This window comes from Paenirhodobacter sp. (genome assembly GCF_041916475.1).
In the GTDB taxonomy this organism is placed as follows: domain Bacteria; phylum Pseudomonadota; class Alphaproteobacteria; order Rhodobacterales; family Rhodobacteraceae; genus Rhodobacter.
Genome location: NZ_JAYRZN010000002.1, coordinates 23,066 through 38,708, shown reverse-complemented (window position 1 = coordinate 38,708; position 15,643 = coordinate 23,066). Strand labels below are relative to the sequence as shown.

Here is a 15,643-nt window from a genome sequence, read left to right as displayed (position 1 = left end):
TATCGCCGCGACACACGGAGGCGACGGATGCGCGGATCACTCTCGGGACGGACTCAGGCGACGATGTCGGAGGTGCTGGAGGGCCGGCGGCGGGGGCCGCGCGCGGCTCTGGCCTTCGCCGGGCCCGCGGTGGTGGCTTCGGTGGCCTATATGGACCCGGGCAATTACGCCACGAATATTCAGGCGGGCGCGGGCTATGGCTATTCGCTCCTGTGGATCGTGCTGGTCGCGAACCTGATCGCGATGCTGTTCCAGGGGCTTTCGGCAAAGCTCGGCATCGTCAGCGGGCGCAACCTCGCGGAGCTGAGCCGCGAGAACCTGCCGCGGCCGCTGGTCTGGGCGATGTGGGCGGTGAGCGAGGTGGCCGCCATGGCCACGGATCTCGCGGAGTTTCTTGGCGGCGCGATCGGGCTGTCGCTGCTCACCGGCATGCCGCTCCTGTGGGGGATGGGGATCACCGCGGTGGTGACCTATGGCATCCTGACCTTCGAGGGGCTGGGCTTTCGCCCGATGGAGCTGATCATCGGCGCGATGGTGGGGGTGATCGGGGTGTGCTACCTGATCGAGGTGGTGATCGCCCCGGTGGACTGGGCCGGCGCCGCGACCGGGCTGATCACGCCACAGCTGCCCGATGCGGGCGCGCTGACCATCGCGGTGGGCATCATCGGCGCCACGGTGATGCCGCATGCGATATATCTGCACTCCGGCCTGACCCAGAACCGCGCCGCCACCCACGGCGCCGAACAGAAACGCCGGGTGCTGCATTTCTCCAATATCGAGGTGGTGATCGCGCTGGCGGTGGCGGGCATGGTCAATATGGCGATGGTGATGATGGCGGCCTCGGCCTTCCATCAGGGCCATTCCGAGGTGGCCGAGATCGAGACCGCCTATCATACCCTAACGCCGCTTCTGGGCTCGGCCGCGGCGGGGGTGTTCCTCGTCTCGCTGATCGCCTCGGGGATTTCCTCCTCGGTCGTGGGCACGATGTCGGGGCAGCTGGTGATGCAGGGCTTCCTGCGCTTCCATGTGCCGCTGTGGCTGCGCCGGGCGGTGACGATGGTGCCCGCCTTCGCGGTGGTGCTGGCGGGGGTGAATGCCACCGATGCGCTGGTGCTCTCGCAGGTGGTGCTCTCGATCGCGCTGCCGGTGCCGATGCTGGCGCTGATCCACTTCATCGGCAACCGCAAGGTCATGGGCGAATTCGTCAGCCGGCCGCTCACGCGGACGCTGGCCACGGCGGGGGCGGCGGCGGTGCTGTGCCTGAATTTCATCCTGCTCGCGGCCTTCTTCGGCCTGCCGATCCCCTTCATAGAAGGCTGAAGCATCGCAGGCCGAGGCTTGCCCGGGGCGCGCCCTGCCCCTATGTCCAAGCAGGACAACAGGGAGGCCGGCATGGCGAAGATGATCCATTCGATGATTCGCGTTCTCGACGCGGCGCGGTCGGTGGCGTTCTACGAGGCGGCCTTCGGGCTCCGGGTCGCGGAGCGGCTGGATTTCCCCGAATTCACGCTGATTTACCTGTCGAATGCCGAGACCGGCTTCGAGCTGGAGCTGACGGTGAACAAGGGCCGCACCGCGCCCTATGAGCTCGGCGATGGTTATGGCCATCTGGCCGTTTCGGTGCCCGATCTGGCGGCGGAGCATGCGCGGCTGGAAGCCGCGGGGCTTGCGCCGCGCAAAATCGTGGATTTCGCGCCCGCAGGCGCGGTGATCGCGCGGTTTTTCTTCATCGCGGACCCTGATGGCTATCAGATCGAAGTGCTGGAGCGCGGCGGACGCTACCTCTGACGCTTGCCCTGCGCGCGCGGAGGGCCTATCCCGTTCTACGACCAAGGAGGCCGCCCGATGCCGCATATCCTCGATACCCGTGACGCCGATTTCGACGCTCGCTTCACCGCGATCCTCGGGCTGAAGCGCGAGGACAGCCCGGATGTGGATGCGGCGGTGGCCGATATCATCGCCGATGTCCGCGCCCGCGGCGACGATGCGGTGATCGCGCTGACCGCACGGTTCGACCGGCTGGAGCTGACGCCCGGGACGCTCGCCTTTTCGGAGGCCGAGATAGATGCGCATGTGGCGCAGGTGCCCGCGGGCGAACGCGCCGCGCTGGAGCTCGCGGCGGCACGGATCCGGGCCTATCACGAGCGCCAGATGCCGCAGGACGCGCGCTGGAAGGAGCCCGATGGCGCTGAGCTCGGCTGGCGCTGGACGCCGGTCTCGGCGGCGGGCCTTTATGTGCCGGGCGGGCTGGCCTCCTACCCCTCCTCGGTGCTGATGAATGCGATCCCGGCCAAGGTGGCGGGGGTGGAGCGGCTCGTCGTCGTCTGCCCGACGCCGGGGGGCGCGGTCAATCCGCTGGTGCTGCTGGCGGCGCGGCTCGCGGGGGTGGACAAGGTCTACCGCATCGGGGGCGCGCAGGCGGTGGCGGCGCTGGCCTATGGCACCGCCACGATCACCCCGGTGGACAAGATCACCGGCCCCGGCAATGCCTATGTGGCGGCGGCGAAGCGGCGGGTGTTCGGCAAGGTCGGCATCGACATGATCGCCGGGCCATCGGAGATCCTGGTGATTGCCGACGAGACCGCGAACCCGGACTGGGTCGCGATCGACCTGCTGAGCCAGGCCGAGCACGACCAGAGCGCGCAATCGATCCTGATCACGCCCTCGGCCGATATGGCCCGGCGGGTGGAGGCCGCGGTGGAAGCGCAGCTCGCGACGCTCGCGCGGCGCGAGATCGCCGGGGCGAGCTGGCGCGACTATGGCACCATCGTGCTGTGCCGCGATCTGGCGGAGGCGGCGGCGCTGTCGAACCGGATCGCGCCCGAGCATCTGGAGCTCTGCGTGGAGGACCCGGATGCGCTGAGCGGGCGGATCACCCATGCCGGGGCGATTTTCCTCGGCTCCTGGACGCCCGAGGCGATCGGGGATTATGTGGGCGGGCCCAACCATGTGCTGCCGACGGCGCGTTCGGCGCGTTTTTCCTCGGGCCTGTCGGTTCTGGACTTCCTCAAGCGCACGACCCTTGCCAAGATGACGCCCGAGGCGCTGCGCGCCATCGGCCCCGCCGCCGAGACGCTCGCGAAATCCGAAAGCCTCGAGGCGCACGGCCTTTCCGTGCGGGCCCGGCTTGATGCGCTGAATGCTGCAGACGCCCTGAGGGAGGAGGACGCCTGATGCCCCGCATCATCCGGCTCGATATCGAAGACACCGGCCAGTATGCGCCGAGCCCGGAGATAGAGCAGGAACGCAAGGTCGCGGTTTTCGACCTGCTGGAGGACAACAGCTTCGCGATCCCGGGGCGGGAGGGCGCGCCTGCGCCCGAAGGGCCCTTCGCGCTGACGCTGGCGGTGCGCGACGGGCGGCTGGTGTTCGACACCGCGACCGAGGATGGCGCGAAGGTGGCGGAGTTCCACCTCTCCTTCGGCCCGTTCAAGCAGGCGGTGAAGGATTATTTCCAGATCTGCGCGAGCTATTTCGAGGCGGTGAAGAAGCTGCCGCCAAGCCAGATCGAGGCGATCGACATGGCCCGGCGCGGCATCCATAACGAGGGCGCGCGGATCTTGCAGGAGCGGCTGGAGGGCAAGGCCGCGCTCGATATCGATACCGCGCGGCGGCTCTTCACCCTCGTTTGCGTGCTGACCCCCGTGAAGTGATGCCGGAACTCCCCCAATCGGTCCTGTTCTGCTGCGACCACAACGCCACGCGCTCGCCGATGGCGGAGGGGATGATGAAGAAATACTATGGCCGCGCCGTCTATGTGCAGTCGGTCGGCGTGAAATCCGACCTCGACATCGACGGCTTCGCCATTGCCGCGGCGGCGGAGATCGGGGTGAACCTGGAGCGGCACCGGGCGCGCTCCTTCACCGAGCTGCAGGAATGGGGCGACGACCTCGGCGCCTTCGACCTGATCGTGGCGCTGAGCCCGGCCTCGCTGCGCCAGGCGCAGGAGCTGAGCCGCTACAACCATATCGACGTGGAATACTGGCCGATCATGGACCCGACCGGCCTTGGCGAGGGGCGCGACGCCCGGCTGAACGCCTACCGGCTCACCCGCGACCAGATCCGCGAAAACCTTCTCAGACGTTTCGGACCACCTACGGAGACATGATGCGCGACCAGGCCCTGGATACGATCCACCGCTACTATGCAGCCTTCAACGCCGGCGATACCGCCGCGATGGAGGCGCTGCTTTCGGATGACTTCGAGCACCACGTCAATGAGGGCAACATCCGCAAGGGCGTGGAGAAATTCCGCGAATTCAATGCCCATATGACCCGCAGCTACCGCGAGAACCTGACCGACATCGTGGTGATGGCCGATGACAGCGGCACCCGCGCGGCGGCCGAATTCGTGGTGAACGGCACCTATCTGGCCACCGACGAGGGCCTGCCGGAGGCGAAGGGGCAGACCTATGTCCTGCCCGCGGGCACGTTCTTCACCCTGAAGGGCGGGCGGATCCAGCGCGTGACCACCTATTACAACCTGTCCGACTGGATCCGTCAGGTCAGCTGATGATCGACCTCCGGGTACTGACCGGCGCGGCGCTGGATGCCGCGCTGGAGGATGTGGCGCGTCTGCGCATCGCGGTGTTCCGCGACTGGCCCTATATCTACGAGGGCTCGCTCGCCTATGAGCGCGACTATCTGCAAAGCTACCACAGCCCCGGCGCGGTGGTGGTGGGCGCCTTCGACGGGGCGCAGCTGGTGGGCGCGGCCACGGGCACCCCGCTCGAGGACCATGCCGAGGATTTCGCGGCCCCCTTCGCGGGCACCGGGCTCGATCTGCGCGAGGTGTTCTATTGCGCGGAATCGGTGCTGCTGCCCGCCTATCGGGGCCACGGGCTGGGGCATGCGTTTTTCGATGCGCGCGAGGCCCATGCCCGGGCTCTGGGGCGGGGATTTTCGGCCTTCTGCTCGGTCGTGCGGCCGGCGGAGCATCCGCTGCGGCCCGCGGACTACCGGCCGCTGGACGGGTTCTGGCGCAAGCGCGGCTATGCGCCGATGCCGGGCGTGGTCGCGCATTTCCGCTGGACCGATCTGGGCGAGAGCGCCCAGAGCGAAAAGCCGCTGCAATTCTGGGGGCGCAGGCTATGAAGATCGCGACCGCGGCCTATCCGCTGGACTGGCACGAGGACTGGGCGGGCTATGAGGCCAAGATCCGCCATTGGGTGGAGACGGCCGGGGCCGACCTGCTGGTCTTCCCGGAATATGGCGCGATGGAGCTTGCCTCGCTCGGCGGGCCCGAAGTGGCCGCCGATGTGGACCGCGCGCTGATGGAGGTGGTGCGCCACCGCCCGGCGATGGAGGCGCTGTTTGCAAGCCTCGCGCGGGCACAGGGCGTGCACATATTGGCGCCTTCGGGGCCGGTGATCGTGGAGGGGCGGCGGATCAACCGCGCGAGCCTCTTTGGCCCGGAAGGCCTGATCGGCCACCAGGACAAGGCGATCATGACCCGCTTCGAGCGCGAGATCTGGCAGGTGGAGGCGGGGCGCGGGCTGACGCTGTTCGATACCGCGCTCGGCCGCATCGGGGTGGTGATCTGCTATGACAGCGAATTCCCCCTGCTCGCGCGGGCGCTGTGCGAGGCCGGGGCCGAAATCCTGCTGGTGCCGTCGTGCACGGATACGGTGGCGGGCTACTGGCGGGTAAAGGTGGGGGCGATGGCGCGCGCGCTGGAAAACCAGTGCGTGGCGGTCCAGGCGCCGACGGTGGGCGATGCGCTCTGGTGCCCGGCCATCGACGAAAACCGGGGCGCGGCGGCGGTTTACGGCCCCTCGGACCGGGGCTGGCCGGAGGCCGGGGTGATCGCCGAAGGCGCGCTCGATGCGCCGGGCTGGGTGCGCGCCGAAGTGGACCTGCGGCTGGTGGCGCAGAGCCGCGCGGATGGCGCCGTGCTGCCCTTCGCGCACTGGCCCGAACAGGCCGCGCAGGCGGCGCAGGTCACGGTTGCGCGGGAAACCCCTGCCCAAACTTGACATATGGCTTGAATTTTGCCTCATCCCGGCGCATATGACCGGCGCCCGCGACTCCCGCGGGTGCATGTTTTGGAGTGACCATGGCCAAGGAAGAAATGCTCGAATTCCCCGGCGTCGTGAAGGAACTCCTGCCGAATGCGACGTTCAGGGTCGAGCTGGAAAACGGCCATGAGATCATCGCGCATATGGCAGGCAAGATGCGGAAGAACCGCATCCGGGTTCTGGCCGGCGACAAGGTGCAGGTGGAAATGAACACCTACGACCTGTCCAAGGGCCGCATCAACTACCGGTTCAAGTGAAGCTGATCCTCGGCTCCGCCAGCCCCCGCCGCCGCGAATTGCTGGCGCAGCTGGGGCTCACGCCCGCCGAGGTGCGGGCGCCCGACATCGACGAGACACCGCTGAAGGGCGAGATCGCGCGCGATTATGTGGCGCGGATGGCGCGCGAGAAGGCCGCCGCCCTGCCCTGCGCGCCGGGTGAGGTGATCTTGTGTGCCGATACCACCGTCGCCTGCGGGCGGCGCATCCTCGGCAAGCCCGCGGATGAGAAGGAGGCGGCGGAGTTCCTCTGGCTGCTTTCCGGCCGGCGCCACCATGTGCTCACCGCCATTGCCGTGCGCAGCGCAGGCAGCCTGCGCGAGCGGCTGGTGGATACGGTGGTGAAGTTCCGCGCGCTGTCCAATGCCGATGTGAACGGCTATCTCGCCGCGCGCGAATGGGAGGGCAAGGCCGGGGGTTATGCCATCCAGGGCCTCGCCGGCGCCTTCATTCCATGGATCCAGGGATCCTTCACCGGCGTCGTCGGCCTGCCGCTGGCCGAGACGGCGGTTCTGCTGCAGGCGGCCGGAGTGCGGGCATGAAGGGCCGGATCGTCGTTCTGGGGGTGCTGCGTGGGCTGGAGGCGGCCGCGCTGATGGTCGATGGCCAGATCGAGGACCTGCTGGTGGATACGTCGGAGGCGGTGAGCCTGCCGCCGGGTGCCATCTGCCGCGGCCGGATCGAGCGGCAGATGAAGGGCCAGGGCGGCGTCTTCGTGCGGCTGCCGGGCGGCGAGACGGGCTTCCTGCGCGAGGTGAAGGGCCTGACGCCCGGGCAGACGGTGATCTGTCAGGTGACGGGCGGCACCGAGCCCGGCAAGGCGCTGCCGGAATCGCTGAGGCTGCTGTTCAAGGGCCGCTACGGCATTGTCACCCCCGGCGCGCCGGGGCTGAACGTTTCGCGCCGGATCCGCGAGGAAGACACCCGCGAGGGGCTGCAGGCGCTGGCGCGGGTGGTGATGGAGGGCTCCGAGATGGGGCTGATCCTGCGCTCGGCCTGCGAGGGCGCCGAAGAGGGCGAGATCGCCGAGGACATTGCCGGGCTGCGCGAGCTGGCCGAGGCGGTGACGGCGGATGCGGCCGGCGAGCCCGAGCTGCTGGTCGATGCGGCGGGCCCGCATGAGGAGGCCTGGCGCGAATGGGCCGATCCGCTGCCCGACGAGGTGGCCGAGGGCTTCGACGAGAACGGCGTGCTGGAGGCGGTGGATGCGCTGCTGAGCCCGCGCGTGGCGCTGCCCGGCGGCGGCCACATGATGATCGAACCCACGCGCGCCCTGATCGCGGTGGATGTGAACACCGGGCCCGATACCAGCCCCGCCGCCAGCCTGAAGGCCAATATCGCCGCTGCGCGCGACCTGCCGCGGCAGCTGCGGCTGCGCGGCCTTGGCGGGCAGGTGGTGGTGGATTTTGCGCCGATGCCGAAGAAGGACCGCGCCACGCTGGAGCAGCAGATCCGGGTGGCGTTCAAGGGCGAGGCGGCGGAGACGAGCCTTGCCGGTTGGACCCCGCTCGGCATGTTCGAGCTGGTGCGCAAGCGTGACCGGGTGGCGCTCGGCGCGCTGCTGGAGGGGCGGGAATGAGCTGCCCGATCTGCGGCAAGGCCACGGATCCGAAATACCGCCCGTTCTGCTCCAAGCGCTGCGCGGATGTGGATCTGGCGCGCTGGCTGAACGGCTCCTATGTGATCCCGGGCGAGATGACGGAAGACGAGGATCAGGTGCCGCGCAATCCGGACGAGCCGATCCACTGAAGCGAGGGCTCAGGATGGGGGCAGCATCCTCAGGGCGCCGGGCCCTGCCGCGCCAACGCCGCGAAGCGCCTGGGCACTTCCGCGCCCCGGAAAACGCCGCCCCAAGGGGCGGCGTTTCGCGTCAGGCATAGGCCTCCACCGGCGGGCAGGTGCAAACCAGGTTGCGGTCTCCATAGACATTGTCCACCCGGCCGACGGGCGGCCAGTATTTGTCCTCGCGGAAGGAGCCCGGCGGGAAGCAGCCCTGCTCGCGCGGGTAGGCGCGGGTCCAGTCCGCGACCAGATCTTCCACCGTATGCGGGGCATGGCGCAGCGGGCTGGCTTCGGCGGTGATGCGGCCTTCGGCCACATCCGCAATCTCCGCCCGGATCGCGCGCAGCGCGGTGATGAAGCGGTCGAGCTCGGCCTTGGTTTCCGATTCCGTCGGCTCCACCATCAGCGTCCCCGCGACCGGCCAGCTCATCGTCGGCGCATGGAAGCCGTTGTCGATCAGGCGCTTGGCGATGTCGTCCACGCTCACGCCGATATCGGCGAAGGCCCGGGTATCGAGGATGCATTCATGCGCCACCCGGCCCCGGTTGCCCATGAACAGGATCGGGTAATCGGGCTTCAGGCTGGCGGCGATGTAATTCGCGTTCAGGATCGCGACGCGGGTCGCCTGCGTGAGCCCCCTGCCCCCCATCATCAGGCAATAGGCCCAGCTGATCAGCAGCACCGAGGCCGAGCCGAACGGCGCCGCAGAAACCGCGCCCTCGCCCGCCTCCGGATCCCCCGGCAGATACGGCGCCAGATGCGCCTTCACCCCGATCGGGCCCATGCCCGGGCCGCCGCCGCCATGCGGGATCGCGAAAGTCTTGTGCAGGTTCAGGTGGCTCACGTCGCCACCGATCTCGCCCGGGCGCACCAGCCCCACCAGCGCGTTCATGTTGGCCCCGTCGATATAGACCTGGCCGCCATATTGGTGGGTGATGGCGCAGACCTGCGTCACCGTTTCCTCGAACACGCCATGGGTCGAGGGATAGGTGATCATGCACGCCGCAAGCCGCGCCCCCGCCTCCGCGGCCCTGGCGGTGAAATCCTCGAGGTCGATATCGCCATTCGGCGCGGATTTCACCGGCACCACCTTCATCCCCGCCATCTGCGCCGAAGCCGGATTGGTGCCATGCGCCGACATCGGGATCAGGCAGATGTCGCGGTGGCCCTCGCCGCGGGCGCGGTGATAGGCGGCAATGGTCAGAAGCCCCGCATATTCGCCCTGCGCGCCCGAATTCGGCTGCATGGAGAAGGCATCGTAGCCGGTGATCTCGCACAGCTTCCCGGTGAGATCCGCGATCACCTCGGTATAGCCCTCGGCCTGGGCGCGCGGCGCGAACGGGTGCAGCGCGTTGAAGGCGGGCCAGGTGATCGGCATCATTTCGGCGGCGGCATTGAGCTTCATCGTGCAGGAGCCGAGCGGGATCATCGCCCGGTCGAGCGCGAGGTCACGATCGCTCAGGCGGCGCATGTAGCGCATCATCTCGGATTCCGCGCGGTTCATGTGGAACACGGGATGGGTCAGGTAAGCGCTCTGGCGCAGCATCGCCTCCGGAAAGCCGAGGCCCGCAGGCGCGGGCGCGGGCTCGCTGATGCCGAAGGCATCGAGCACCCGCGCGATCACCCCGGCGTCGGTCAGCTCATCGACGGAAATGCCCACCCGGTCGCGGCCGACCTTGCGCAGGTTGATGCCGCGGTGGCGCGCGGCCGCCATGATGCCCTGCTGGCCCACGCCCACGCGCACCGTGAGCGTATCGAAGAAGGCGCCCGGCGCCACATCGGCGCCCGCAGCCACCAGCGCGTCGCGCAGCCGCACGGCGCTGAAATGCACCCGTTCGGCAATGGCGCGCAGCCCCATCGGCCCATGGAACACCGCATAGAACGACGCCATGACCGCGAGGAGCGCCTGCGCGGTACAGACGTTTGAGGTGGCCTTCTCGCGGCGGATGTGCTGCTCGCGGGTCTGCAGGCTGAGCCGGTAGGCCTTGTTGCCGCGGCTGTCGATCGAGACCCCAACGATCCGCCCCGGCATCGCGCGCTTCAGCGTATCGGCGCAGGACATGAAGGCCGCATGCGGCCCGCCGTAGCCCATCGGCACGCCGAAGCGCTGCGCCGAGCCCACGGCGATATCGGCGCCCATCGCGCCCGGCTCCTTCAGCAGGCACAGCGCGAGCAGATCCGTCGCCACCACGGCGAGCGCCTTTGCCGCATGCAGCGCGGCGATCTGATCGGTGAAATCGGTGACCGCGCCATGCGTGCCCGGATACTGGAAGATGGCGCCGAAGACCTGTTCGGGGATCAGCTCGGCGGGCGCGCCCTCGATGATCTCGATGCCGAGCGGCAGCGCCCGGGTGCGGATCACGCTGATCGTCTGCGGATGCAGGCCGCTGTCCACGAAGAAGGCGCGCGCCTTCGATTTGGCGCTGCGCTCGGCCATGGTCATCGCTTCGGCCGCCGCCGTGGCCTCATCGAGGAGCGAGGCATTCGCGACCGGCAGCCCGGTGAGATCCGCGACCATGGTCTGGAAATTCAGCAAAGCCTCCAGCCGGCCCTGGGCGATTTCGGGCTGATAGGGGGTATAGGCGGTGTACCAGGCCGGGTTTTCCAGGATGTTGCGCTGGATCGCCGGCGGCGTCACCGTGCCGTAATAGCCCTGCCCGATCAGCGAGGTCATCACCCGGTTCTTCGCCGCCACCGCGCGCATCCGCGCCAGCAGCTCGTGCTCCGACAGGGGCGCCCAGTCGAGCGGCTCGGCCTGGCGGATGCTCGCGGGCACCGTCTCGTCGATCAGCGCATCGAGCGTGGGCGCGCCCACCACTTTCAGCATCGCCTCCATTTCGGCGGGCGAGGGGCCGATATGGCGACGGTTCGCGAAATCATAGGGGTCGTAGGTGGATGGGGTGTAGGCCATGTCATGCCTCGGTATGTGTCACGATATTGACCAGCGTTCCCGCCGGATCACGAAGGTAGAAGCGCCGCACCCCCCAGGGCTCGGCCGCGGGGCCATAGACGATCGCGGCACCCAGGGCATGGGCGCGCGCGAGCACGGCGTCGAAATCGTCGACCTCGATGGAAATGGCGGGCAGCGCAGTACCCGAGCCGCCCTCGCGCCCGATGCTCAGCTGCACCGGGCCGGGCTGGGCCGCGCCCAGCGTCACCAGAAATCCGAGGTCCATCAGCGGATCGAGGCCCAGAAGCGCCCGGTAGAAGGACGCCACCGCCGGATCTCCCGGCAGATTGGCCACGATCCGCCGCACGCTCACCCGATGAAGTCCTTGTATTCTTCCTCGGACATGAAACCATCGAGCTGCGACAGATCCTCGACCTTCAGCTTGAAGAACCATGCCTCCATCGGGTTCTCGTTCACCAGCGCCGGATTGTCCGAGAGCGAGACGTTCACCTCCACCACCTCGCCGTCGAGCGGCGCCAGAATGTCGGAGGCGGCCTTGACCGATTCGATCACGCAGGCCTCGTCGCCCTTGGCGACCTTTGTCTCCACCTCCGGCAGCTCGACGAAGACGACATCGCCCAGCTGTTCGGAGGCATGCTCGGTGATACCCACCACCACGAGGTCGCCCTCGATGCGCAGCCATTCGTGATCTTCGGTGAATTTGACGGTCATGGGGCGCTCCTCAGCGTTTGTAGGAATGGGGGTGGAAGGGCATGGCAGCGACGGTCGCGGGCAGGCGCTTGCCGCGCACTTCGCCATAGACGGTCGCGCCCAGGGGGCAATCGGCGGGCAGATAGGCCATCGCCATCGGTGCGTTGATCGAGGGGCCGAAGCCGCCCGATGTCACCCGCCCGATCGGGGTGCCGCCCTCGGCCGCGGCATAGATCTCGGTGCCTTCGCGCATCGGCGCGCGGCCCTCGGGGCGCAGGCCGATCCGGCGCCGCGCGGGGCCCCGGGCAATCTCGGCCAGGATCGTTTCGGCGCCCGGGAAGCCGCCCTCGGTGCGGCGCCGCTTCTGGATCGCCCAGGTCAGATCGGCCTCGACCGGGGTGGTGGTGGTGTCGATGTCATGCCCATAAAGGCACAGCCCCGCCTCCAGGCGCAGGCTGTCGCGCGCGCCAAGGCCGATGGGTGCCACTTCCGGCGCGGCCAGCAGCGCGCGGGCGAAGGCCCCAGCCGCCTCTTCGGGCAGCGAGATCTCGTAGCCGTCCTCGCCGGTATAGCCCGAGCGCGAGACCCAGAGCACGGCGCCCTCCCAGCCGAATTCGGCCACATCCATGAACCGCAGCGCCGCAGCCCCCGGCAAAAGCCGCTCCAGCACCGCCGCCGCCTGCGGCCCCTGCAGCGCCAGAAGCCCGCGCCGCAGCACCTCTACGCCCGGCACATGCGCCTGCAGATGGGCGATGTCGGCCTCCGCGCAGGCGGCATTCACCACCAGAAACAGGTGGCTGCCCTTGTTGGCGATCATCAGATCGTCGAGGATGCCGCCTGCCGCATTGGTGAACATCGCATAGCGCTGCCGGTTCAGGCCCAGCCCCGCCACATCCACCGGCACCAGTGCCTCCAGCGCCGGAATGCCCGCCGCGGGCAGGATCACCTGGCCCATATGGCTGACGTCGAACAGCCCGGCGGCCGCGCGGGTGTGCAGATGCTCCTTCAGCACGCCCATCGGATATTGCACGGGCATTTCCCAGCCCGCGAAGGGTACCATCTTCGCGCCCAGTTCGAGATGCAGATCGTAGAGCGGCGTGCGCTTCAGGCTGTCTCCGGCCATGTCGTCCCCTGTCCTGCCGGATGCCCGGCATCGATTCTCCGGGCCTTGCGACCCTCTCGATGCCCCCTCTGTCCCTGCCCCGAAGGGCGCCTGAGATCGTTATCCTTCGGCGGGCGGATGCCCTCTCCAGAGTTCTGGCCGGAATGGTCCTTTTGCCTGAGAGTTTACCGGGGCGGTTGCTCCTTCGGCACTGGCGCGGGGCCAGCTTCTCCCGATTCCGTCGCGCATCGGATAGCCGAGCATCCCCCGCCTGCGCAACAGGAAAAACCGGAATCGACCATTCAGGCCGGAAAAGCGACGCGCAGGCCCCGAATGCCGCGAAAACCGGCGCACAGCGGGCATGATCCAGGTCATGTTGCGCCGGGCCAGGCGCCGCTATACCCCCGCTGCCACGGAGGACCGCCCGATGACCCTGCTCGCCTTTGCCTCGGCCGTGCTCGCGCTGCTGCTCGCGCCCGGGCCCACCAATACGCTGATTGCGCTCGCGGGCGCGCGCGCCGGGCTGCGCGGGGCGCTGCGGCTGATCCCGGCGGAGGTTCTGGGCTATCTGACGGCGGTGCTGCCGCTCGGAGGGTTCGGGGCCGCGCTGATGCACTGGCCGCAGGCGGGCATGGGGCTGAAGCTGGCGGCGGCGGCCTGGGTGCTGGTGCTGGCGGTGCGGCTCTGGCGGCCGGGTGCGGCGGCGGCCGGGGTGGCGGCCGTGGGCCGGGGCCGGGTCTATCTCACGACGGTGCTGAACCCGAAGGCGCTGATCTTCGGGCTGGTGCTGCTGCCTGCGCCGGGGGCGGAGGGCTACCTGCCGCGGCTTGCGGCCTTCTGCACGATGGTGGCGGCGGTGGCGGTGCTCTGGGGGGCGGCCGGCGCGCTGGCCCGGACGGGTCTGTCCGGGCCGCGGCTCATGGTGGTGCAGCGGGTCGCGGCGGGCTGGCTCGCCTTCGTCGCGCTCTCGCTGATCGGCGGGGTGCTGCGGGTCTGAGCCCGGCTCAGCCCTTCGCCGGGATCTTGTGCAGCAGGGGCAGCAGCTCGGCCATATCGGGCCCGTGCGCCTGCCCGGTCAGCGCCTTGCGCAGCGGCATGAACAGGCCTTTGCCCTTGCGCCCGGTCGCGGCCTTCACCTGCGCGGTCCAGTCGGCCCAGGTGGTCGGGCCCCAGGGCTGCGGGGGCAGCATGGCCAGCGCCTCGGCGATGAAGCCTGCATCCTCCGGCTCGATCACCGGCGCGGCACCGTTCAGGCACAGATCAGCCCATTGCTTCAGGTCCGACAGCCGGTCGATGTTCTGCGAGGCGACCTTCCAGAACGCCTCCGCCTGCTCCGCGGGAATGCCCAGCTCGGCGATCTGCGCGGCCACGGCCGCAAACGGCAGCTGCTGATTGCGGTGCCTGGTCAGCGGCACCAGGTCCTCAGCATCGAATTTCGTCGGCGCCGCGCCGAACTGGCTCAGCGCGAAGCCCTCGGCGATCTCGTCGAGCGACATCTTCAGCTCCACCGGCTGGCTGGAGCCAAGCCGCGCCATCATGCTCAGGAGCGCCTCCGGCGCGATGCCGCCCGCGCGCAGGTCGCGCAGCGACAGCGCGCCCAGGCGCTTCGACAGCTCCTCGCCATGCGGACCCGAAAGCAGCGAATGGTGCGCGAAATTCGGCGGCGTGGCGCCGAGCGCGCGGATGATCTGGATCTGAGTCGCGGTATTGGTGACGTGGTCCGCCCCGCGCACGATATCGGTCACGCCCATGTCGGCATCATCGACCGAGGAGGCGAAGGTATAGAGCACCTGCCCCGAGGCCTTGATCAGCACCGGATCCGAGACCGAAGCCGCATCGATCGAGATCGGCCCAAGGATGCCATCGGCCCATTCGATCCGTTCCTGATCCAGCAAGAAGCGCCAGTAGCCCTCGCGGCCCTCGGCGCGGAAGGCGGCCTTCTCTGCCTCCGAAAGCTTCAGCGCCGCGCGGTCATAGACCGGCGGCTTTCCCATGTTCAGCTGCTTCTTGCGCTTCAGGTCGAGCTCGGTCGGGGTCTCGAAGACCTCATACAGGCGGCCCTTGTCGCGCAGGTCTTGCGCGGCCTCCTCATAGCGGCCGAGGCGCGCGGACTGGCGCTCCTCCCGGTCCCACGTCAGGCCCAGCCATTCCATATCCGCCTTCAGCGCATCCACATATTCCTGCTTCGAGCGCTCCTGGTCGGTATCGTCGATCCGCAGGATGAAAGTGCCGCCGGACTTGCGCGCGATGAGATAGTTCATCAGGGCGGTGCGCAGGTTGCCGACGTGGATATAGCCGGTGGGCGACGGGGCAAAGCGGGTAACGGTGGTCATTCGGAGCTCTCCTGTTGGCCCCGCTCTTTCACAAAGGCGCCGTTTTGTCCATATCGGCAAGGCAGACAGGAGGACCCAATGACCGAATGGACCGGGCGCGACGCGCCCTCGCTCGACGATATCGCGGCGCTGGCAGAGGCCGCGCGCGCCGCCCTGCCCGCGGCCTTCGCCGGGCCCGCGGCCGCGGTAGTGCTGCGGGTGGAGGATTTCGCCGCCGAGGAGATCCTGCAGGAGATGGAGATCGACGATCCCTTCGCCCTCACCGGGCTCTATGACGGGATCCCGATGACGCAGAAATCGGTGATGGATCCGGGCGGGCCGGATGTGATCTGGCTGTTCCGCCGCGCGATCCTGGATGAATGGGTCGCGCGCGGCGACGTGGCGCTGGATGCGCTTGTCGCTCATGTCTATGTGCACGAGCTCGCGCATCATTTCGGCTGGTCGGATGCGGATATCGCGGCCATCGACCACTGGTGGGAATGAATTCCTTGCCATGAGCCAGGTGCGGGCTACCTTCGGCCAACATCCCAGAGG

Annotated in this window: 19 protein-coding genes and 1 riboswitch; of the genes, 14 read left to right on the top strand and 5 right to left on the bottom strand. The window is 68.7% G+C overall.

Translation table 11 applies throughout. From position 1 onward, the window contains the following. Positions 1-27: 27 nt before the first annotated feature. The 12 genes from ACOMG5_RS01110 to ACOMG5_RS01055 all read left to right on the top strand — a co-directional run bounded on the left by ACOMG5_RS01110 (position 28) and on the right by ACOMG5_RS01055 (position 8,040). The gene (locus ACOMG5_RS01110; protein ID WP_420341929.1) at positions 28-1,320 is read left to right on the top strand and encodes an Nramp family divalent metal transporter; all 1,293 of its coding nucleotides are present in this window, start codon (positions 28-30) and stop codon (positions 1,318-1,320) included. Between the two features lie 72 nt (positions 1,321-1,392). Next, a complete protein-coding gene (locus ACOMG5_RS01105; protein ID WP_420341928.1) occupies positions 1,393-1,788 on the top strand; it encodes a VOC family protein in 396 nt (131 codons plus the stop codon). 57 nt (positions 1,789-1,845) lie between these two features. Continuing rightward, positions 1,846-3,174, top strand: coding sequence for a histidinol dehydrogenase (gene hisD, locus ACOMG5_RS01100; RefSeq protein ID WP_420341927.1), 1,329 nt, complete (start codon positions 1,846-1,848; stop codon positions 3,172-3,174). Beyond that, the gene (locus ACOMG5_RS01095; RefSeq protein ID WP_420341926.1) at positions 3,174-3,653 is read left to right on the top strand and encodes a UPF0262 family protein; all 480 of its coding nucleotides are present in this window, start codon (positions 3,174-3,176) and stop codon (positions 3,651-3,653) included. The genes hisD and ACOMG5_RS01095 overlap by 1 nt, the downstream gene beginning before the upstream one ends. Next, positions 3,653-4,108, top strand: a complete 456-nt coding sequence (locus tag ACOMG5_RS01090; RefSeq protein WP_420341925.1) for a low molecular weight phosphatase family protein — start codon at positions 3,653-3,655, stop codon at positions 4,106-4,108. Before ACOMG5_RS01095 ends, ACOMG5_RS01090 begins: the two co-directional genes overlap by 1 nt. Beyond that, positions 4,108-4,512, top strand: coding sequence for a ketosteroid isomerase-related protein (locus ACOMG5_RS01085; protein ID WP_420341924.1), 405 nt, complete (start codon positions 4,108-4,110; stop codon positions 4,510-4,512). The genes ACOMG5_RS01090 and ACOMG5_RS01085 overlap by 1 nt, the downstream gene beginning before the upstream one ends. Continuing rightward, positions 4,512-5,093 (top strand): GNAT family N-acetyltransferase, encoded by a 582-nt coding sequence (locus tag ACOMG5_RS01080; protein WP_420341923.1) that lies wholly within the window; start codon positions 4,512-4,514, stop codon positions 5,091-5,093. Before ACOMG5_RS01085 ends, ACOMG5_RS01080 begins: the two co-directional genes overlap by 1 nt. Beyond that, entirely contained in the window at positions 5,090-5,974 is an 885-nt protein-coding gene (locus ACOMG5_RS01075; protein WP_420341922.1) for a carbon-nitrogen hydrolase family protein, read from the top strand. The genes ACOMG5_RS01080 and ACOMG5_RS01075 overlap by 4 nt, the downstream gene beginning before the upstream one ends. Before the next feature lie 80 nt (positions 5,975-6,054). Then, entirely contained in the window at positions 6,055-6,273 is a 219-nt protein-coding gene (infA, locus tag ACOMG5_RS01070; protein ID WP_036636451.1) for a translation initiation factor IF-1, read from the top strand. Further along, a complete protein-coding gene (locus ACOMG5_RS01065) occupies positions 6,270-6,833 on the top strand; it encodes a Maf family protein (protein WP_420341921.1) in 564 nt (187 codons plus the stop codon). The genes infA and ACOMG5_RS01065 overlap by 4 nt, the downstream gene beginning before the upstream one ends. Continuing rightward, positions 6,830-7,870, top strand: a complete 1,041-nt coding sequence (locus tag ACOMG5_RS01060) for a ribonuclease E/G (RefSeq protein WP_420341920.1) — start codon at positions 6,830-6,832, stop codon at positions 7,868-7,870. Before ACOMG5_RS01065 ends, ACOMG5_RS01060 begins: the two co-directional genes overlap by 4 nt. After that, the gene (locus ACOMG5_RS01055; RefSeq protein WP_420341919.1) at positions 7,867-8,040 is read left to right on the top strand and encodes a DNA gyrase inhibitor YacG; all 174 of its coding nucleotides are present in this window, start codon (positions 7,867-7,869) and stop codon (positions 8,038-8,040) included. The genes ACOMG5_RS01060 and ACOMG5_RS01055 overlap by 4 nt, the downstream gene beginning before the upstream one ends. Positions 8,041-8,161: 121 nt before the next feature. Here the strand turns inward: ACOMG5_RS01055 and gcvP are convergent, their stop codons facing one another. From gcvP to gcvT, 4 genes are read right to left on the bottom strand one after another with little or no spacing between them, the layout of a single operon-like run. Next, positions 8,162-10,984, bottom strand: a complete 2,823-nt coding sequence (gcvP, locus tag ACOMG5_RS01050) for an aminomethyl-transferring glycine dehydrogenase (protein ID WP_420341918.1) — start codon at positions 10,982-10,984, stop codon at positions 8,162-8,164. A 1-nt stretch (position 10,985) separates the two neighbouring features. Then, a complete protein-coding gene (locus ACOMG5_RS01045) occupies positions 10,986-11,336 on the bottom strand; it encodes a VOC family protein (RefSeq protein ID WP_420341917.1) in 351 nt (116 codons plus the stop codon). Beyond that, positions 11,333-11,695 carry a glycine cleavage system protein GcvH gene (gcvH, locus tag ACOMG5_RS01040; protein WP_420341916.1) on the bottom strand — a complete coding sequence of 121 codons (363 nt, stop codon included), beginning with the start codon at positions 11,693-11,695 and terminating at the stop codon, positions 11,333-11,335. The genes ACOMG5_RS01045 and gcvH overlap by 4 nt, the downstream gene beginning before the upstream one ends. Before the next feature lie 10 nt (positions 11,696-11,705). Continuing rightward, positions 11,706-12,797, bottom strand: coding sequence for a glycine cleavage system aminomethyltransferase GcvT (gcvT, locus tag ACOMG5_RS01035; RefSeq protein ID WP_420341915.1), 1,092 nt, complete (start codon positions 12,795-12,797; stop codon positions 11,706-11,708). A gap of 134 nt (positions 12,798-12,931) precedes the next feature. Continuing rightward, positions 12,932-13,022, bottom strand: a riboswitch (glycine riboswitch). Positions 13,023-13,203: 181 nt separating this feature from the next. Here gcvT and ACOMG5_RS01030 point away from each other — a divergent pair. Further along, positions 13,204-13,773 (top strand): hypothetical protein, encoded by a 570-nt coding sequence (locus tag ACOMG5_RS01030; RefSeq protein ID WP_420341914.1) that lies wholly within the window; start codon positions 13,204-13,206, stop codon positions 13,771-13,773. Between the two features lie 7 nt (positions 13,774-13,780). Here the strand turns inward: ACOMG5_RS01030 and gltX are convergent, their stop codons facing one another. Beyond that, a complete protein-coding gene (gene gltX, locus ACOMG5_RS01025; RefSeq protein ID WP_420341913.1) occupies positions 13,781-15,109 on the bottom strand; it encodes a glutamate--tRNA ligase in 1,329 nt (442 codons plus the stop codon). A 78-nt stretch (positions 15,110-15,187) separates the two neighbouring features. Here gltX and ACOMG5_RS01020 point away from each other — a divergent pair, with 78 nt between their 5' ends. Beyond that, positions 15,188-15,592: a metallopeptidase family protein gene (locus tag ACOMG5_RS01020; RefSeq protein WP_420341912.1), complete on the top strand. Its 405-nt coding sequence runs from the start codon at positions 15,188-15,190 to the stop codon at positions 15,590-15,592. Positions 15,593-15,643: the final 51 nt, after the last annotated feature.